Consider the following 19,413-nt stretch of genomic DNA (forward strand, 5'->3'; position numbering starts at 1 on the left):
CGTCTTATTTTTCCTGCGCCTTGTCCGCGCCGTTTTCCGCGTCCTCGCCGAAGCGTATGCCCGCCATCATGAGGCCGATGGACTCCACGCGCGCTTCGTCGGAACGGGGAAACACGTCGATGAAGCGGCCCCGGTACATGACGGCAAAGGTGTCGGCCAGGGTCATGGCTTCGCGCAGATCGCTCGTCACGAGCAGCACGCCCGCGTGGTCGCGCGCGTCCAGAATGCGCCGCCACACTTCCTCCATGGCTCCGATGTCCAGCCCCTGCGTGGGATTTTCCGCCACAATCAGACTCGGCTCACGGAAAAATTCCCGACCGAGCACCATTTTTTGCAGATTGCCGCCGGAAAGCGATCCGGCCGTGGCGTGCAGTCCGTCGGCCACCACCTGGTATTCCTCCATGATGTCCGCGGCCGCCGTGGCCGAATGACGCCTGTCCAGAAATCCGAAATTCTGAAAGCCGTTGCGGTTGGTGAGAAGGAAGTTGTCCAGGAGATCCAGCGACGGGCAGGTGGCAAGCCCCTTTCTGTCTTCGGGAATGTACACCATGCTCCGACGCCCCATGCGCGTGCGCATGAACTCGCTCCAGCTCTTGCCGAGAATGCGGACGGAGCCTCCTTCGGGCTTTGCGCCGCCCGTGACCATTTCCACGAGCTCGCGCTGACCGTTGCCGGCCACGCCCACCACGGCGAGCACTTCGCCGCGCCGCAGCGTGCAGCTGAGAGACTGCGCCATGCCGCAGCACGCGTTGTCGAGTTCCAGCAGCACTTCGCCCTTTTCCACGGGGGTCTGTTCCACTTCGGTTTCCATCTGACGGCCCACCATGCGTTCGGCGAGCTCCCGTTCGCCCGGCACTTCGGAGCGCAGAAAATGCTCCACAATCTCGCCCCGGCGCAGAATGCTTATTTCGGTGGCGAGGTCCAGCACTTCCTTCATCTTGTGGCTGATGAACACGATGGCTTTGCCGTCGGCCGCCATGCGCCGCAGTGCGGAGAAAAGCTGACTGATTTCCGGCGGCGTGAGCACGGCGGTGGGTTCGTCGAGAATGAGCACGCGGCAGTCGCGGTAGAGCAGCTTCAGAATTTCCACCCGCTGACGCTCGCCCATGGAAAGATCGGAAATCATGGCGTCGGGATTGATTTCAAAGCCGTAGCGTTCGGCAAGTTCAAGCACTCTTGCGCGCATGGCCGCGGGATTCAGAATGCCGTGCGCCTGACCGAGCATGAGATTCTGCGTCACGGTCATGGCTTCGACGAGCATGAAGTGCTGATACACCATGCCGATGCCCGCGGCCAGGGCGTCGCGGGGGGAGCGGAACGGCGAAGGAAGGCCGTCCACGAAGATGGTGCCGGAATCCTGCCGCGACTTGCCCGACAGTATGGACATGAGCGTGGACTTGCCCGCGCCGTTTTCGCCGAGCAGGGCGAGGATTTCGCCGGAACGTATTTCCAGAGAGATGTTGCGGTTGGCCCGGACGGGGCCGTAGCTCTTGCAGATGTTTTCCAGACGAATCAGGGGCGGGGTGCCGTCCGCGCTCTTTTTCGCTGCAAAAGAAGGCGTTTGTGCCATGGCTAGTTTCCTTTCGGCTGCGCGCGGCCGCCGGTATTGTTTTTTTCCAGAAGATTTTCGCCGTCGTCCTTGCGCAGAAGGACGAACACGAAGGCCGAGGCCGCGGTGATGAGGCCCACGGCCACGAAGGTGCAGTGCAGGGCGTGCAGTTCTCCGGAAGGACCGGAGAAGAAGCGCAGCAGCGCGGTGCTGATGGCCACGCCGAAGCTGACGGTGAGATTCTGCGTGACGGAAAGCAGACTGTTGCCGTCGCTGGCCGTTTCTGCGGGCAGCTCGCCCAGGGTGATGGTGTTCATGGAGGTGAACTGTCCGGACATGAACATGCCCTGCACGAGAAGCTGAATCACGAGCAGCGTGAGGGGCCAGCCCGGACGCTGGAGGCTCATGAAGAGGTACATGCCTGCGATGGCGAGGGTGAGAAAGAGCAGCACGTGGCGGTAGCCGAAGCGGTGGAGCAGGCGCAGCACCACGGTTTTTGTCATGATGGAGCCGATGGCCGGGGCCAGCATGATGAGACCGGCCACGTCGGCGGAATAGCCGAGGCCCACCTGAAGCATGAGCGGCACGAGGAAGGGAATGCTTCCCGTGCCCAGACGGGCGACCATGTTGCCGGCGATGCCCACCCGGAAGGTGCGGGTGCGGAAGACCTTGAGCGCAATGAGCGGCGAGGGCGAGCGGCGGGCGTGGAAGACGTACAGCGCCACGGCCGCGAAGCCCAGAACGATGAGGGTTGCGGCAAGCGTGGGGGAAGAAGTTTTGCCGCCGGTGAGTTCCAGTCCGGCGGTCATGGAAATCACGCTTGCGCCGATGATGCAGAAGCCCAGGGCGTCGAAGCGTCCGCGGGGCTGGCGGAAATCGGGAAAGCATTTCAGGGAGTAGAGAAAGCCGATCAGGCCGAGCGGCACGTTGATGAGGAATATCCAGTGCCACGAGGCGTAGGTGACGAGCCAGCCGCCGATGATGGGCCCCACCACGGGCCCCACCAGCCCGGGAATGGTGATGAAGTTGAACACCCGCACGAAGTCTGCGCGGGAGTAGGCGCGCATGAGGGTGAGGCGGGAGACGGGCACCATCATGGCCCCGCCCACGCCCTGCACCACGCGGGCGGCCACGAGCTGCGGCAGGGAATGGGACATGGCGCAGAATGCCGATCCGGCCACGAAGAGGGCCACGGCCGAGAGAAACACGCGTCGCGTACCGAAGGTGTCGGCCAGCCAGCCGCTGAGGGGAATGAGCATGGCCACGGTCAGCGCATAACTGATGACCGCAAGCTGCATGGTGAAGGGAGCCCGATGCATGGACGCGGCTATGGAGGGAAGCGCCGTGTTGAGAATGGTGGAGTCGAGCATCTGCATGAAGAAGGCCGCAGCCGTAATCATGGGAAGCCCGGTAAGCATGTCGCGGGAAGTCAGCATGGGAGTATCCTTGGCTTTCGGGCCTGTTGTGATAACAGGTCGATTCTCCGGGAATTTTCACCAAAAAAGAAAAGAGTTGCAACCCCCTTACAATATCATTCCCCCGGTTCTTTCCTGCCGGATGAAAGGCTCCGATGCGGGGCGCGTCCGCCGCGCGATCCTGCGCGGCGTCGAGACTTTCGGCAGGCGGGCGACGCTTTTTGCGGGCCGACTCGGCGCACCGGTCGGAGGCGGCGTCTTTCCGTCTTTCCCGCCGGGCCCTGCGGAAGGCGCATTCGCTGCGGAGCCGGAACGAAGGCGATGGTCGGTTCGCGCGGCGCGTCCCTTGCCGGAGTCCTCGTCGTTTGGTGCGGCTCGTCTCAGCGGAAGGGCTGGTCGGTTCGCGTAGGGCCTGTGCCCGGGCGTTTGCCGTCTCTCTCCGCCGTCCGGAACCGCGTCCGCTTTGCGTCGCGCCGTCCCTGGTCGTCCGGGCTTCGCCGGGGCGGCCTGCTTCTTCCGGGCTTCTGATGCCTTCCCGGCGTCGGCTTGTTCCCTGCGGGCGAGTCGTTCTTCCGCGCGTCGCCTCGGCGCGCTTTGCTGTCGCAGCGCGCCTTTCTGGCCCCGCGCTTTTCGCCCCGCGTCCCGACGAAAAAGACGCCGGGAGAGCGGACGTTCGGCGCTTCAGGCGTTCGTTACGCGCCCGGAGCGATGTTCTCGCCGAGCGCGGCCGGAGCGTTTCTGCCTTTGCCTCTGGCTGAGGAGAACAGCAGTGCAAGAATGGTGAGCGCGTAGGGCAGCATCATCATGAGCGAAGAGGGAATGGTGGTGCCGAGCGCCTGGAGCCTGAGCTGAAAGGCCATGATGCCGCCGAACAGATACGCGCCGAACATGGCGCGGCCCGGCCGCCAGAACGCGAAAATGACCAGCGCCACGGCAATCCAGCCCTTGCCCGCGGTGAGGTTGTGGGTCCACATATGCGTGGCGCAGAGGGAAAGATAGGCTCCGCCTATGCCCACGAAGAAGGCTCCGGCAAAAATGCCGAGCCAGCGCATCCTGACGGGATCGAGACCTGCGGCCTGCACGGCGTCGGGCGATTCGCCGGAAGCGCAGAGCGCAAGGCCGAGCGAGGTGCGGCGGAAGAACCACATGACCGCCCACGGCAGAATATAGGAGATGTACACGAGCGGATCGTGCTGAAAGAGCACCTGACCGATCACGGGAATGTCGGAAAGCAGCGGAATGTCGAAGGGCTGGAAGCCCACGGTCTTTTCGCCGATGAAGGGCGCGCCGAGGTAGTCGGAAAGGCCCACGCCGAAGATGGTGAGCGCAAGACCGGACACGGTCTGATTGCCCTGAAAGATCAGGCAGACCACGCCGTGAATCAGACCGAGGCAGCCTGCGCCGACGCCCGCGGCCAGCGCGGCCAGCCACGGATTGCCCGTTTTGAACTGCACGATGAAGGCGAAGAACGCGCCCATGATCATCATGCCTTCCACGCCGAGGTTGAGCACGCCCGAGCGTTCGGTGATGAGTTCGCCCATGGTGGCGTACAGAAGCGGCGTGCCGGCGAGCACCGTGGCGGCCAGCAGCGCGACGAAGATATCCCAGGTCATGCCGCACCTCCCTGACTGCGACCCGTTCTCACAAAGGTGTAGGAGTAGAAGAATTGTCCGGCGAGCACGCAGAGCAGAATGCAGCCTTCGAGAATGCCGCCGAAGGCCGCGGGCACCTGCATGTCCACTTGCAGGTTGTCCGTGCCCACGAGAAGTCCGGCCAGGAATATGGAAAAGAGCGCGATGGAAGGCGTGCGCAGGCGCGAGAGCCACGCCACCACGATGGCGGTGTAGCCGTAGCCCGTGCAGAGGCTGGGCTGGAGACGGTTGAACGTGGCCGAAACTTCCACGCATCCGGCCATGCCCGCGAGCGCGCCGGAAAGTGTGAGCACGAAGACCAGCAGAAAGCCGTAGGGAATGCGCGCGTACCTTGCCGCCCGCGGATTTTCACCCGCGGCGCACAGTTCAAAGCCGAGCCTCGTGCGCTGCAGGAATATGGAAACCGCCACGGCAGCCGCGAGGCACACCAGAATGCCCGCATGCACGTAGCCGATGACCTCGGGGAAGATGGCTTCGTCTGGGAACATGGCCGTCATGGGGAAGCCCATGCTTCCGGGATCCTTCCACGGGCCGTACACGAGATAGCGCATGAACTCGATGCCTATGTAGTTGAGCATGAGCGTGGAAATGATTTCATTGAGGCCGAATTTGAGCTTGAGCAGACCGGGGAGCATGCCCCACAGTCCGCCGGCGACGGCCGCGCACGCCAGCATGGCGAGGAGCATGGCCGGCATGGGCAGATCGGGAAACGTCAGCACGGCCCAGGTGGCTCCCACGCCGCCGAGGGCGAACTGTCCTTCCGCGCCGATGTTCCACACCTTCATGCGGAAGGCGATGGACACGCCGAGCGAGCACAGAAAAATGGGAATGGCCTTGAGCATGGTGTCCTGAAGCGCGTGCAGGCTTCCGAACCCGCCCTGAAACAGCACCACGGCGGCTTCGACGGGCGACTTGTCCTGAAGCATCAGCAGCAGGGAACAGAACGCCAGGGCGATGAGAAGCGCCGCCGGCAGCACGACAAGCCCGGCCCAGCGATGAGGGGTCTGCCGTCTGACGACTCTGAAACCGTCCATGATTCCTCCGAAAATATCTTGATGCCCCGGATGGCAGACGTATGCTTCCGGCGCGGTTGCATGTCATGATGGCCGCAGGGCTGAACGTCGGCCTTTCGCTCCTGCGAGTGATGTTTGCGCGAGTCCGGCCTCCGCCGGGACGCAGGCCCTCCACGTTTCTTGCCGTGCGGTCCGCAAGGCTGTTGGCAGCGCTTTTTGATACGCCGCGGACGCTCGGCGCGGCGTCGGATGCCGAACCGTTGCCTTGCGCGTCCGGCAAGAGCGGAAGTCCGCGGGAGCGCCCGCCCCGCAGGGCCGGACGCATCGCCACGGACCGGAAAATAAAAAGCCCCGTCCTCGCCGGACGGAGCTTTCCTGAAATGTTACTTGGTGGTTCCTACCACGCCTTCCACGAACCAGTCCATGGAGAGCAGCATGTCGTCGGGCGCAACCTGACCTTCGGCCACGCGCACCTTGCCTTCCTGATCCTTCACCGGGCCGGTGAACACCTGATACTTGCCGGACACGATGTCGGCCTTCACGGCGTCCACCTTGGCGCGCACGTCGTCAGGCACCATGTCGCCGTAGCGGGAGATGTCCACAATGCCGTCGCCGATGCCGTACCAGTAGTTGCCGTTCTTCCAGGTTCCGGCGCGATATTCGTCGATGAACTTCTTGTAGAACTTGTTCCAGTCCCACACGGCCGCCACAAGATGCGCCTTGGGCGCGGCGGCGGACATGTCGGTATTGTAGCCCACGGAATACGCGCCGCGCGCTTCGGCGGCGGTCTGCGGGCCCGCGGAATCCTGATGCTGGGCAATGACGTCCACGCCAACGTCGAGCAGGCCTTCGGCGGCCTTCTTTTCATCGTCGGGGCTGTACCAGGTGCGGGTCCAGACCACGCGCACCTTGGCGTCGGGGTTCACGGCGCGAACGCCCAGAGTGAAGGCGTTGATGCCGCGCACCACCTCGGGAATGGGGAACGACGCCACATAGCCGATTTCGTTTTTCTTGGTCATGGAGCCGGCCACCATGCCGGTGAGGTAGCGGGCCTGATACATTCTGCCGAAATAGCAGGTCATGTTCTTGCTGTGCTTGTAGCCCGAGCAGTGCAGGAACGTGATGTCGGGGTTGCGCTTGGCCATCTTGGCCATGGCGTCCATGTAGCCGAAGCTCGTGGCCACAATGACGTTGTAGCCCTTGGAGCACATGTTCTTGATGGCGCGCTCGGCGTCGGGGCCTTCGGGCACGCTTTCCATCATGGTGGTTTCCACGTCAGGCATGGCGTCCATCATCTTGCGGCCCTGATCGTGCGTCCACGACCAGCCCTCGTCGCCCACAGGGGAAACATAGATGAAGCCCACCTTGATCTTCTTCGCGGCATCTTCCGCATGCGCGGAGGAAACCAGCGGAGAAAGGGCCATACCGCAAACGGCAAGACATGCCGCGGCATAGTTGAGAAAACGCATCCCGAACTCTCCCGTGTTAAAAAATGATGACCGACGCCCCCGCCCACGCAGGCGCGCCACAAGCTCGCGGGGCCGCAGCGCCGAAAAAAACGACGGCTCCCCCGCCGGTAAAAAAGGAACTCTAACCCATTATTATGCGCTCTTCAAGCCTCGAAAACCCTTCCGCCCCGCGGAAAATCGGAGGAAGGGAGAGAGGGGGGAAGAGTGACGGGGGAAGGAGGGAAAACTTTTTCAAAAGTTTTCCCTCCTTCCCCCGGGGGGGGCCCCCATCCTCTCTTTCAAAATTTTTTAATAGTGGGGGGGGCGGCGGGCTTTTTTGTGGGAGATTCAGGGAGCGGCATGCGGCAAGAAGCCGGGGTGAGAAGAGTCCGGCCGCAGGGCAGAGTGCGGCGGGCTTTTCGTTTGCGCTTCGTCAATGCGCCATCGCATGCGGACGACGCGGTTTCTGGTGTGATTCCGGCAGAAGAGGAAAGGCACGGACGCGGCGTTCGGGGCCCATGACGAGGCAGCGCTTGTTCGCAGCCGGGGCGGCCGGATAGCCACGGCTGCGGACGCACGGGCGCATGGCTTCGTCCGAGGGGGGCGGTCGGCGTGATCACGTGGAAAGGCGTCGCCGCTTCGTTTTGGAATTCAGGCGATCAGAACTCCAGCGGCTTGCAGATTCCGCCGCGTTCGCGCTCGCAAAACAGCTTGTTACGGATGACGAAGTACACGACAAGCATGATGACGCCCGTGATGATCCACGAGACGGGATAGACGTAGAGCAGCGTTTCGTAGGTAGGGAACATGCGGAACACGGTATAGACCCACACGATGCGCAGAAGGCATGAGCCCACGAGCGTGACCATGGCGGGCAGCATGGAGATGCCCATGCCGCGCAGAGCCGCGCCGCTGATTTCGTAGGTGGCGCAGAGCCATTCCATGCTTTCGACGATGGTAACGCGGGTGACGGCGTGGCGAATGACTTCGGGATCGCTGGTGTACATGCCGGAGAAGAATGCGGCGCCGAGGGTGAATGTGAGGCAGGTGAGACCGGCAAGCACGACGGCGCAGGCCATGTTTTCGCGGAAGATCTTCTTGCAGCGGTCGAGCTGGCACATGGCGTAGTTCTGGCTGGTGAAGGTCACGGTGGCCTGACAGAAGGCGTTGACGAAGAAATAGGAGATGAACTCGAAATTGATGGCCGCGGCCGAACCGGCGGCCGTGCTGGAGCCGAAGCCGTTGATGCCCGAGAGAATGCACACGTTGGAGAGCGAGAAGATCATGCCCTGCAGTCCGGCGGGAGCGCCGATTCTGATGACGCGCAGCAGATGGACGCGCGCGATGGCAAGCCTGCGGATGTTCAGGCGGATCATGTCGTCTTCGGTGAGCAGAAAGTACATGACGAGCGCGGCGCTGACGAGGTTGCCCGTGAAGGTGGCGAGACCCACGCCCGCGACGCCCATGTCGCAGAAGAGCACGAACACCACGCTCAGCGAAACGTTGACCACGCCTGCGGCCATGAGGCTGTACATGGGGCGCTTGGTGTCGCCCACGCTGCGCAGCACGGCCGCGCCGAAGTTGTAGATCATGATGCACGGCATGCCGACGAAGTAGATGCGCAGATACAGTACGGCCAGATCCATGACGTCGTGCGGCACGTCCACGAAGCGCAGCAGCATGGGCGCGAGGAACTGTCCCGCCACGAGCAGGAAGAAGCCGCTCAGTATGGACACGGCCATGACCGTGTGAACGGCGGACTGGCAGGCCTGCTGATCCTCTCTGCCGACGTAGCGGGCGATGACGACGTTTGCGCCGACGGAAAGCCCGAGAAAGAGGTTGATGATGAGATTGACGATAGGTCCGTTTCCGCCGACGGCGGCCACGGCCTGAGCTCCGACGAAGTGTCCGACCACGGCGACGTTCGCAGAAATGAACAGCTGCTGCAGAATGCTGCTCATGGCAATGGGCAGGGCAAAGAGAATGATCTTGCCCAAGAGCGGACCGTGCAGCATGTCAACGTGCTGGGCATGTCCCATCGTGTTCTCCTTCATGCAGGGGGTGAGTACAAAGGATGTTTCGCCGGAAAGCCAGCGGGGAACTAGGTTGAACCTATCACTTTCCGGCGTCTTGTCCAGCCGGTAACAAGAAGTCGGCGGAAGCGGCGTTGAAAGGCGCGGGGAAGCCTGCTTTTGATGGGCGCAAAAAAGGGCGGGAGCCGAAGCTTCCGCCCTTTTTGTGGAATGTCGGGAGTTTTACAGGCAGCGCAGCTGCGTTTCCGTGTCGAACACGTGGCCGTGACCCTTGCGGGCCGTGAGGCGGATGACGTCGCCGGAAGAGGGACGCTGCGAGCCCTGGAGGCGCACGATGACCGAGGAGCTTTCCTGCTTTTCGGGATTCGCGCTCAGGGGGCGGCAGTAGGCGAGGGTGTCGGAGCCGAGGGCTTCCACGATGTCTACGGTGACGCGGATGTCGCCTTCAGGGTCGAAGATGAGGTCTTCGCTGCGAAGGCCGAGCAGAATGTCGCCGCTGCGGCCGGAGATGTCGATGTCTTCGGCCTGCACGCCGGAAAGACGGGTGCCGTCGGGCAGGATGATGTCGTTCTTTTCCGCGCGGGCGCGCACGATGTTCATGGAGGGGGAGCCCATGAACTGCGCCACGAACACGGAGGCCGGGCGCAGATACACGTCGTCGGGGGTTCCGTACTGTTCGATGTGGCCTGCGCGCAGCACGAGGATCTTTTCGGCGAGGGTCATGGCCTCCACCTGATCGTGGGTCACGTAGATGCTGGTGGTGGCGAGGCGCTGATGCAGGCGGCGCAGTTCGATGCGCATCTGATTGCGCAGATTGGCGTCGAGGTTGGAGAGCGGCTCGTCGAAGAGGAACACGCTGGGTTCGCGCACGATGGCGCGGCCCATGGCCACGCGCTGACGCTGGCCGCCGGAAAGCTGACGGGGCATGCGTTCGAGCAGGCCGTCGAGGCCGAGGAGCTTGGCGGCTTCCAGGGCGCGGCGCTTGCGCTCGTCGGCGGGAATGCCGCGCACCTTCAGGCCGTAGGTGATGTTGTCGTACACGTTCATGTGCGGATAGAGCGCGTAGTTCTGGAACACCATGGCGATGTTGCGGTCCTTGGGCTCCATGCGGGTGACGTCCTTGTCGCCGATCATGATGGTGCCGGAAGTCACTTCTTCGAGGCCTGCGATGCAGCGCAGGGCCGTGGACTTGCCGCAGCCCGAGGGGCCCACCATGACCATGAACGAGCCGTCCGGCACTTCGAGGTTGAGACCGGAGAGCACTTTGTTCTTGTTGAAAGTCTTGTCTATGTTGATGAGACGAACGTTTGCCATTGTCTGATCCTTGTACTACTTCTCGGTTTCCACAAGTCCGCGGACGAAGAGCTTCTGCATGCCGAGCACCACGAGCAGCGGCGGCAGCATGCCCAGAAGGGCCACGGCCATGATGAGGTTCCATTCCGGCACGGCGTCGGGAATGTTCACCATGCGCTGAATGCCCATGACCACGGTGTACATGCTTTCCTGATTGGTGACGAGCAGGGGCCAGAGGTACTGGTTCCAGCCGTAGATGAACAGCACCACGAAGAGCGCGGCGGTGTTCGTGCGGGAGAGCGGGAGCACCACGTCCACGAAGAAGCGCCAGGGGCCTGCGCCGTCGATGCGCGCGGCTTCGAGCAGTTCCTGGGGAATGGTCATGAACATCTGACGGTACAGGAACGTGGCCGTGGCCGAGGCGATGAGCGGCAGAATGAGGCCGGGGTAGCTGTCGATGAAGTTCAGGTTGGCGGCCACCTGGAAGGTGGGCACGATGCGCACTTCCACGGGCATCATGAGCGTGATGAAGATGAGCACGAAGCACAGCTCGCGTCCGCGGAAGCGGAAGAACACGATGGCGTAGGCCGCGGTGATGGAAATGGCGATTTTGCCGAGGGCGATGCCGAGCGCCATGATGAGGCTGTTGCCCATCATGACCCACACGGGAATGCCGCCGGCGGCCTTGAGACCCTGGGTGAGCACGGTGGTGAAGTTCTTGACGAGTTCCTGACCGAACCACAGGGGCGTGGTGCCTATGAGCACGTCGTAGCTGTGTGAGGTGGCCACGAGCGCCACGTACAGGGGAAAGAGAACGACGGCCGCGCCGAACAGGAGCACGGCGTGACTGAGCGCTCTTCCGAGTCCTTTCTTTTCTACCATAACGAATCTTCTCCTGTTGCGGCTAGTAGTTGACCTTGCGTTCGACATAGCGGAACTGGAGGAACGTCAGAATCATGACGATGAACATGAGCACCACCGACTGCGCGGAGGAACCGCCGAAGTCGAGGCCGATGAACCCGTCGTTGAAGACCTTGTAGATGAGTGTTTCCGTTGCGCGTGAAGGCCCGCCCTGGGTGACCGCATGCACGATGCCGAAGGTCTCGAACAGGGTGTAGATGGTGTTGACCACGAGCAGGAAGAAGGTCGTGGGCGAGAGCAGGGGGAAGATGATGTTGCGGAAGCGCTGCCAGGGGCTGGCGCCGTCGATGGCGGCGGCCTCGATGAGCGAACGCGGAATGGCCTGGAGTCCCGCAAGGAAGAACAGGAAATTATAGGAAATCTGCTTCCAGGAGGCAGATATGATGAGCAGCAGCAGGGCCTGATTGCCGTTGAGCTTGTGGTTCCAGGTGTATCCCAGGCTGTCGAGCAGCGAGGAGAGCACGCCTACGGAAGGATTGAACAGAAAGAGCCAGAGCACGCCGGCGAGGGGCGGAGCCACGGCGTAGGGAATGATGAGCATCGACTTGTAGAGCGCGCCGCCGAAGCTTACCTGATCGGCGACGACGGCCATGAGCAGGGAAACCGTCATGGTGAGGGTGATGGTGGCGATGCTGAAGATGAAGGTGAGATACAGCGTTTCAAGATAGCTGGGATCGGAGAAAAGAACGACAAAGTTGTCCAGTCCGACGAACTCTCTGGAAAGGCCGAAAGAGTCTTCCATGTATACCGACCCGAGCAGGGCCTCGCCGGCGGGGTAGAAGAAGAACACCACCGTGATGACAAGCTGGGGCAGCAGGAAGAGAATGGGCAGCAGCAGATGCTTTTTGCCCCGGAACGCGTAGCGCTCATCCTGCATGAGAACTCCTTTGACGGCTGTGGTTGAAAAAGGGGAGAGTCGGTCTCTCCCCTTTGTGTGTTAGATGAGCGGATCAGCTGTTGGCGCGCTCAAAGCGGCGCAGTTCGACGTTGCCGCGCTTCACGGCGGAGTCGAGAGCTTCCTTGGCGGTCTTCTTGCCGGCCCAGACGGCTTCGAGTTCTTCGTCGATGATGTTGCGGATCTGGACGAAGTTGCCGAGGCGCAGGCCGAGGGTGTTGATGGTGGGCTTCTTGTCGGAGAGGGCCTTCACGGCCACGTCGGTGCCGGGGTTCTTGTCGTAGAAGCCCTGCTGCTTGGTGAGCTCGTAGCCGGCGAGGGTGACGGGCACGTAGCCGGTGGCCTGATGGAAGGCGGCCTGCACTTCAGGCTTCAGGATGTAGTTGATGAAGGCGGCCACGCCGTTTTCGGAATCCTTGGAATGACCGGCCATGGCCCAGATAGCGGCGCCGCCGATCACGGTGTTCTGAGGAGCTCCCTTCACGTCGGGCCAGTAGGGCAGCACCATGACGCCCCAGTTGAACTTGGCGCCGGCCTTGACGGCGGCGTAGGAGCCGGAGGAGTTCATGAGAATGCCCGCTTCGCCGGCGGTGAAGGTGTTGATGGCTTCGGACTTGCGGCCCACGTACACGGAAACGCCTTCCTTGTTGAGCTTGGAGAGGAAGTCGATGTGGCGGACCTGCAGCGGACCGTTGAAGAGCAGTTCGGTGTTCAGTCCGTCGAAGCCGTTGTTGTTGGAGGCGAAGGGAACGTTGTGCCAGGCGGAGAAGCTTTCAAGCTGCACCCAGGACTGCCAGCCGCTGGTCATGCCGTACTTGCACGCGCCGGATTCCTTGATCTTGCGGGCGAGGTCGGCCACTTCGGGCCAGGTGCGGGGGAAGTTTTCAGGATCGCCGCCGGCCTTCTTCACGGCGTCCTTGTTGTAGTAGAGCACCGTGGTGGAGGCGTTGAAGGGCATGGCGATGAGCTTGCCGTCGCTGGTGGAATAGTAGCTCGTGACGGAAGGCAGGAACTTGGACATGTCGAGCGGCGTGCCCGCGGCGTCCATGATTTCCCAGACGGGACGGATGGCGCCCTTGGCGGCCATCATGCTGGCGGTGCCCACTTCAAAGATCTGGATGATGTTCGGATGCTGCTTGGCGCGGAAGGCGGCAATGGCGGCGGTCATGGCTTCGTCGTAGTTGCCCTTGTACACGCCCTTGACTTCGTATTTGTCCTGGGAGGCGTTGAAGTCCTTGATGATGTTGTCGGTGATTTCACCGAGCTCGCCGCCCATGCCGTGCCAGAAGGTGATGGTGGTTTTCGCCTGCACGGGACTCGCCAGGAGCATCAGAGAAACGGCCAGAAGGGCCACGGATCGGAGTGAACGCATAAGTTCTCCTGCCTTTGCGGACGTGTCGTCCGGTTGGAGTCTCCGGGAAAATCCCGGAAGGAACTATATTCACGCGCCCGGAAGGAGGGGACGGAAGGTCCCCTCTCGGGGCGCGCTGCTGACGGTTCAGTCTCTGCCCAGCGCCGCCCGGCACGCGGCCGGGAAGTCGGTGATGATGCCGCTTGCGCCGTCTTCCACGAGCTTTCTGGCTTCATCCATGTCGTTGACGGTCCAGACGTTGACGGCAAAGCCGGCGTCGCGGAGGGCGGCAAGATCGCCGGGGGCGAGAATCAGCCTGTCCGGATGGTAGGCGTTCACGCCGAGACTGCGGCACAGTTCGACGGGATCGTCGGGGCGGGTGTTTTCCACGAGGGCGCCCGTGGCGATTTCGGGACACAGATCGTGGCATTCCAGCAGATAGCGGTGCTGGAACGAGGAAATGATGACCTGCTCCACCATGTCGAAACGGCGGATCATCTCTAACACGTCTTTTGTTACAGTATCATGACCGATGAGGTGTGCGTGGTTTTTAATTTCCACGTTCACGGCCCAGTCGAAGCGCTTCGTGAGTTCGAGCGCCTGTTCCAGCGTGGGAATGCGCAGTCCCTTGAAGGAGGCGAGGGTTTCGGCGCTCAGTTCTCCTGCGGCCACGCGGCCGAACTGATCGCGGCCTTCGTACCAGGAACCGGCGTCCAGTCTGCCGAGTTCCTCAAGCGTGAAGTCGCACACGCGGTAGGAGGGGCGGCCGGGATAGACTTCTTCCACGTTGGTGGTGCGCACGAGGGTGTCGTCGTGAACGACCACGAGCTTGTAGTCCTTGGTATAGTTGACGTCCAACTCCCAGAGATCGGCCTTCACGGCGTGGCCGAGCGCGGCGGAGGTCAGCGTGTTTTCAGGGGCGTGTCCTCTGGCGCCGCGATGGGCGATGACAAGGGGCATGGAAGCGCGAGCATGCAGTTCAACAGTGTTTTTCATGGCGGATGTCCTGTATCCATGTGTGTTTTGATCCGCGGCAACGCGTCGCGGCTTCATGCGGAATCAACGGCGATCCGCATGAAGAAATGTTCGCGAAAAGAGGCTTGCCCTCGTTTTTTCGTATCCGCGCCCGTTGCGGCGGGGTGCGGGCATCATTGCTGCTGAACATTGCATTTTTATGACAATATATATTTAACTTTCGTGAGTATCCTAAATCATGCCTGTTATCAACCCTATTCTTTCATTCACATTGTTTCTTTTGCCGAAAGAAAAGGATTTTGTGAAAAAAATCATTTTTCATGTCTCTGCTTCATGCAAGGAAAACGTTTTTCCGATGTCCTTGAAGAGAAAGGGGCGGCAGAAACAGGAAATGCGTTGCCTGAAAGAACAAAGAAAAGGCCCGCCGACATGTGCCGGACGGGCCCTTTCCTAGGAGGGAAACGTTGCAGAAAATTTTTTCTGCGGGTCAGGCGGCTTCTCCCAGGTTCCGCGAGGCGGCGTGTCTGCGCTTATGCATGTGACGAACCACGCAGGAGAGGGTGAAGTTGATGACAAAGTAGATGAGCGCCGCAAAGCCGAAGATGACGGCCACCTGTGCAATGCCCACGGTCTGCCCGGTGTAGCGCGGCAGCAGGGCGAGGGCGTTGCGGGAGCGGAACATGAGTTCGGCCACGGCCACCATGGAAAGGAACGAGGTATCCTTGACCACGGTGATGACCTGACTGAGCAGGGTGGGAACGATGTTCTGGAAGCACTGCGGCAGAATGATGTACACGAGCGTCTGCACGAAGTTGAAGCCCTGGGAGGCGGCGGCTTCAAACTGTCCTCTGGGAATGGAGTTCAGACCTCCGCGGATAATTTCCGCAATGGTGGCGGAGGTGAACAGCACGAAGGCGAAGGAGCAGCGCAGAAAGGCCGTGGGCATGGGCGCGTACACGTAGCAGATGAGCACCCACATGAGGTTGGGGGTGTTGCGGAAAATTTCGATGTAGACGCCTGCGAGTTTGCCGAGGACGAATTTGTCGTAGCTGCGCAGAAGCGCCAGAATGAGCCCGAAAAAGATGCTGCATATCACGATGACGACGGAAAGCTCGATGACGAGCCACGCGCCGCCCAGAAGATAGGTGAGAATTTCGGGCGTAAATGTGCGGGTAATGACCTCGATCACGACAATTCTTCCTCTATTTTTTTCATTTCCTGCCCGGCGCGGCTGTCCTGGCGCTTCAGGCGTTCCTCATAGCGGCGACCCCAGGTGGAAAGGGGGAAGCACAGCAGAAAATACAGGATGCCGCACACCAGGAAGGGCGGCCCGTAGATGCTGGCGCCGCTGGTGGCCCAGTCGTTGGTGCGGTTCATGAGGTCCGTGCCGCCGATGAGCGCGATGACGGACGTGTTCTTGATGAGGTTGACCATCTGGTTGACCAGCGGGGGCAGGATGATTTTCACCGTCTGGGGCAGGATGACCCAGCGCATGGTCTGCACGTAGGTGAAGCCCTGAGAGGCGGCTGCTTCGGCCTGGCCGCGCGGAATGGACTGAATGCCGGCGCGCACCACTTCGGCGATGTAGGCGCCGTGATAGATGCCCACGGCAAAGATGCCCACGCTCACCTGTCCCATCATGACGCCCACATAGGGGAGGGCGAGATAGAACACGTAGGCCTGAAGAACGAGCGGCGTATTCTGTATGGCTTCCACATAGGCGCGGGCGATGCTTCTGGGAACGGCGAAGTGCGACGTGGACATGACGCCGAACACGACGCCGAGCGCCAGCGCGAGGGCCAGCGCCGCGATGGAGACCATGACGGTCACGCCGAAGGCCTGCAGAAACAGGGTCCAGTCGGCCAGAAACACCATCCAGCATGCGGGTGACAGTATTTGTTCAATCACGATTCAAACCTGTGGCTGGCGGCGCGGCAGGGCCGCGCCGCTCTTGGGAGTGTTACTTCTTGAAGGAAGGCGTGACGCCGTTCTTGGCAATGATCTTGTCTATGGTGCCGTCGGCGAGCCAGGCGGAAATCTGCTTTTCGACGAACTCGGCCAGGCCCTTGTTGGAGAGCTTGGTGGCCACGCCGTAATCCTGGGGAGCGAAGCGCACGGTGCTCAGGATTTCGGTGCTCGGATCAAGATAGCCGGAAAGAATGGAGCCGTCCACGCAGAAGGCCTGCACCTGACCGGCGTCGAGCGCGGCCTTGATGGAGGGATAGTCGGGGAAGGTCTGGATGTTGGCGGTGTCGGTGAGGGTGACGCCGTTTTCGGCGGCAGCCTTGATGAGGGCGTCCTTGGAGGTGGAGCCTTCAGCCACGCCCACGCGCTTCTTCACGAGATCGCCGTAGTTGGCGATGCCGGAATTCTTCTTCACGAGCAGGGAGACGGCGTCGGTGTAGTAGGGAGTGGAGAAGTTCCAGATCTTCTTGCGGTCCGGGGTGATGGTGAAGGTGGCGAGCACCATGTCGATGTCGCCGGTGTCGAGGAGCTGTCCGCGGGTCTTGGCGGTCACGGCGGTGAAGACCACCTTGTCGGCCTTGAGGCCCATGGCTTCGGCGAGCTTCTTGGAGAGATCCACTTCCATGCCGGCGTAGTTGCCGGACAGATCCTGCATGCTGAAGCCCGGAACGTCGGACTTGACGCCCACGTGCAGTTCGCCGCGCTTGACGATGGCCTGCACGTCGTCGGGCAGGGTGGCGGCCGAGGCTGTGGTGGCGAAGGTCAGGATGGCGAGGGCCGAGAGAAGAAGGGCTCCCATGCGGTGAAGTTTGTTCATTGTGTCTGCCTCCTTGTTGAGTGCCGGCTGGCGATTGTTTTTGCCTTGCGCGGGGGGAACGCGAGGTTTGCTGACGAAAATGCCCGGCGGATGGCCGCACCGTGCAGACGCGCCTGCACAGGCTCGCGGGAGTTCGCCCGCAGCCTGCGAACACGGCGTTGTCTGCGTTTAGTGCAGAATCTTGCCGAGGAACTGCTTGGTGCGTTCGTGGGTGGGATTGAGGAAGAAGTGTTCGGGCGTGCCTTCTTCCAGAATGGTGCCGTCTTCCATGAAGATCACGCGGTCGGCCACTTCGCGGGCAAAGCCCATTTCGTGGGTGACGATGACCATGGTGATGTTCTTTTCTCCGGCGAGCTTGACCATGACGTTCAGCACTTCCTGCACGGTTTCGGGATCGAGGGCGGAAGTGGGCTCGTCGAAAAGAATGATCTTGGTCTGGCTGCACAGGGCTCGGGCGATGGCCACGCGCTGCTGCTGGCCGCCGGAAAGCGTGGCGGGATAGGCGTTGGCCTTTTCTTCCAGCCCCACGACGGAGAGATAGTGCCGGGCGAGTTCCTGAGCTTCCTTTCTGGTCTTGCCGAACAGCTTGACGGGAGCCAGAGTGAGATTGCCCATGACGGTGAGGTGCGGATACAGGTTGAACTGCTGAAACACCATGGACGAAGTGCTTCTCACGAGCGAAATGCGGTTCTGCTTCGTGAGTTCCGTGTTGTCGATGTAGACGTGTCCGGAAGTGGGTGTTTCGAGTCCGTTCATGCAGCGCACGGTGGTGGACTTGCCGGAGCCGGAAGGCCCGATGATGACGAGTTTTTCCCCTTCCTTCACGTCGAGATTGACGCCTTTGAGCACCTCGTGGGAACCGAAGGATTTATGGATGTCGGAAAGCCTTATCACGTTCATTCTCCTGAGCGGCGGGCCGCTGAGGACTCTTACCGCACTGTATTGTTTTGAGATTTTCGTTTTTTCCTCATCAACGAATTAACAATAATGTAAAAGCTAGCAGGGCCGATATTTTTTGTCAATCTTGTTCATGCCGCTGTCGGCACAATTTGAAAATAAAGTGAAAGAGAATAAAAATATGCAGTTTTTATGCAATGTTATGCAACTTCTTTCAGTATGTACATTTTTTGAAAAGTTCAGCATTTTGCGGGTTGACGCGCAACAAGAAAAAAAAGAAGGGGCGTGACGCGGGAAAATATGATTAATATGCTGGAATGGAAGGAAAAATAAAAAAATGCAAGGAGGGCGGGAACGACTTTTTACAGGAAGAAAAATTAACAAAAAAGATATTTTTACCTGTTTTGTCGAGAGTCGCGGACGTCATGCCGCCTGTTTTCTTTCAACGGCGGACGCATGGAGGCGTCAGGCGCGCCGTGCAGAGAAGAGCGGCAGGGGGGAGCGGAATTCGCGGGTGTCGCGGCCGCGGAGCATGAGAAAGCCGTCGCTGCTGCGGAAGGCCGCCGTGCGGCGGGCATCGGACTCGGCGATGTGCAAAGCTGTCGAAGTTCCCGCAGGCTTTCCCGGATGCAGGAACCCGGGCCGCGGAACGCGCCAACAGTGTTTTCGTCCGGGGGAGGGCGCAGAGCGCGTCCGGGCAGGCGGCTCCGTGCATCAGAGCGGCCTGCCCGGGGTCGACAGGGAATGGGGGCAATGGCGTGTGCCAAAGGCGCAGGACTTCGGCCTTGCGCGATGCGTACGCGCCGGACAAGGCGGACGCCGGAGAAGAACGGCCTGTTCGGATTCGCGTCCGGCTTGCCGGAGAGCGGGGGCGACTCTGGTGCAATGCCCTGTGCTCCGGCGCATTCGTGCCTTGCCTGTCGCCGGCGGGGGCGCGGCTTCTTTGGCTCGCGTTTTATTCCGGGCCCAGGCTGTGCAGAGCTGCGGGGCTGAGCGAGAAGCGGTGACAGTGCACGGAGCGGGGAGTGAGCTCGGAGCTGGGCCTGGTCGAAAACAGGTCTTTCGACTGAGGAGACGCTTTTTGCTCCGGTTTGTCGCGTCGGGCGACAATCAGGGGGCTCAGGCTGAGCTGGAACGCCCCGGCGTCGAGTCCAGAAAAACAGCCGGAGCAAGGCGCGCGGAAGGCGGC

16 protein-coding genes are annotated in these 19,413 nt (G+C 61.4%); 1 reads left to right on the forward strand and 15 read right to left on the reverse strand.

All coding sequences use genetic code 11. The features are described 5' to 3' along the window. Positions 1-4 precede the first annotated feature (4 nt). The 11 genes from ABGT79_RS10140 to ABGT79_RS10190 form a co-directional block, all read right to left on the reverse strand. The gene (locus ABGT79_RS10140; protein ID WP_346666068.1) at positions 5-1,570 is read right to left on the reverse strand and encodes an ABC transporter ATP-binding protein; all 1,566 of its coding nucleotides are present in this window, start codon (positions 1,568-1,570) and stop codon (positions 5-7) included. A 2-nt stretch (positions 1,571-1,572) separates the two neighbouring features. Beyond that, on the reverse strand, positions 1,573-2,985 hold the full coding sequence (gene mdtD / locus ABGT79_RS10145; protein WP_346666069.1) for a multidrug transporter subunit MdtD: 1,413 nt from the start codon (positions 2,983-2,985) through the stop codon (positions 1,573-1,575). Between the two features lie 671 nt (positions 2,986-3,656). Further along, positions 3,657-4,577, reverse strand: a complete 921-nt coding sequence (locus ABGT79_RS10150) for an ABC transporter permease (RefSeq protein ID WP_346666070.1) — start codon at positions 4,575-4,577, stop codon at positions 3,657-3,659. Beyond that, entirely contained in the window at positions 4,574-5,650 is a 1,077-nt protein-coding gene (locus tag ABGT79_RS10155; protein ID WP_346666071.1) for an ABC transporter permease, read from the reverse strand. The genes ABGT79_RS10150 and ABGT79_RS10155 overlap by 4 nt, the downstream gene beginning before the upstream one ends. Positions 5,651-6,012: 362 nt before the next feature. Next, a complete protein-coding gene (locus ABGT79_RS10160) occupies positions 6,013-7,053 on the reverse strand; it encodes a BMP family ABC transporter substrate-binding protein (protein WP_346666668.1) in 1,041 nt (346 codons plus the stop codon). Between the two features lie 683 nt (positions 7,054-7,736). Continuing rightward, positions 7,737-9,116: an MATE family efflux transporter gene (locus ABGT79_RS10165; protein ID WP_346666072.1), complete on the reverse strand. Its 1,380-nt coding sequence runs from the start codon at positions 9,114-9,116 to the stop codon at positions 7,737-7,739. Between the two features lie 216 nt (positions 9,117-9,332). After that, positions 9,333-10,424, reverse strand: coding sequence for an ABC transporter ATP-binding protein (gene ugpC, locus ABGT79_RS10170; protein ID WP_294487354.1), 1,092 nt, complete (start codon positions 10,422-10,424; stop codon positions 9,333-9,335). A 15-nt stretch (positions 10,425-10,439) separates the two neighbouring features. Then, positions 10,440-11,285 carry a sn-glycerol-3-phosphate ABC transporter permease UgpE gene (ugpE, locus tag ABGT79_RS10175; protein WP_294487351.1) on the reverse strand — a complete coding sequence of 282 codons (846 nt, stop codon included), beginning with the start codon at positions 11,283-11,285 and terminating at the stop codon, positions 10,440-10,442. Positions 11,286-11,307: 22 nt separating this feature from the next. Continuing rightward, positions 11,308-12,201, reverse strand: coding sequence for a sn-glycerol-3-phosphate ABC transporter permease UgpA (gene ugpA, locus ABGT79_RS10180; protein ID WP_346666073.1), 894 nt, complete (start codon positions 12,199-12,201; stop codon positions 11,308-11,310). 73 nt (positions 12,202-12,274) lie between these two features. Further along, positions 12,275-13,591, reverse strand: a complete 1,317-nt coding sequence (gene ugpB / locus ABGT79_RS10185) for a sn-glycerol-3-phosphate ABC transporter substrate-binding protein UgpB (RefSeq protein ID WP_294487345.1) — start codon at positions 13,589-13,591, stop codon at positions 12,275-12,277. Between the two features lie 126 nt (positions 13,592-13,717). Beyond that, positions 13,718-14,566, reverse strand: coding sequence for a glycerophosphodiester phosphodiesterase family protein (locus ABGT79_RS10190; RefSeq protein ID WP_346666074.1), 849 nt, complete (start codon positions 14,564-14,566; stop codon positions 13,718-13,720). 217 nt (positions 14,567-14,783) lie between these two features. On the opposite strand from ABGT79_RS10190, the gene ABGT79_RS10195 reads away from it, so the two are divergent. Further along, positions 14,784-14,999, forward strand: coding sequence for a hypothetical protein (locus ABGT79_RS10195; protein WP_346666075.1), 216 nt, complete (start codon positions 14,784-14,786; stop codon positions 14,997-14,999). Positions 15,000-15,032: 33 nt separating this feature from the next. Here ABGT79_RS10195 and ABGT79_RS10200 read toward each other — a convergent pair whose 3' ends face one another. From ABGT79_RS10200 to ABGT79_RS10215, 4 genes are all read right to left on the reverse strand, one after another. After that, the gene (locus ABGT79_RS10200; RefSeq protein ID WP_346666076.1) at positions 15,033-15,734 is read right to left on the reverse strand and encodes an amino acid ABC transporter permease; all 702 of its coding nucleotides are present in this window, start codon (positions 15,732-15,734) and stop codon (positions 15,033-15,035) included. After that, the gene (locus ABGT79_RS10205; RefSeq protein WP_294487336.1) at positions 15,731-16,453 is read right to left on the reverse strand and encodes an amino acid ABC transporter permease; all 723 of its coding nucleotides are present in this window, start codon (positions 16,451-16,453) and stop codon (positions 15,731-15,733) included. The genes ABGT79_RS10200 and ABGT79_RS10205 overlap by 4 nt, the downstream gene beginning before the upstream one ends. Before the next feature lie 52 nt (positions 16,454-16,505). Beyond that, a complete protein-coding gene (locus ABGT79_RS10210; protein ID WP_294487332.1) occupies positions 16,506-17,327 on the reverse strand; it encodes a transporter substrate-binding domain-containing protein in 822 nt (273 codons plus the stop codon). Positions 17,328-17,495: 168 nt separating this feature from the next. Beyond that, positions 17,496-18,227 carry an amino acid ABC transporter ATP-binding protein gene (locus tag ABGT79_RS10215; protein WP_346666077.1) on the reverse strand — a complete coding sequence of 244 codons (732 nt, stop codon included), beginning with the start codon at positions 18,225-18,227 and terminating at the stop codon, positions 17,496-17,498. Positions 18,228-19,413: the final 1,186 nt, after the last annotated feature.

Source organism: uncultured Mailhella sp., assembly GCF_963931295.1.
Classification (GTDB): Bacteria; Desulfobacterota; Desulfovibrionia; order Desulfovibrionales; family Desulfovibrionaceae; genus Mailhella.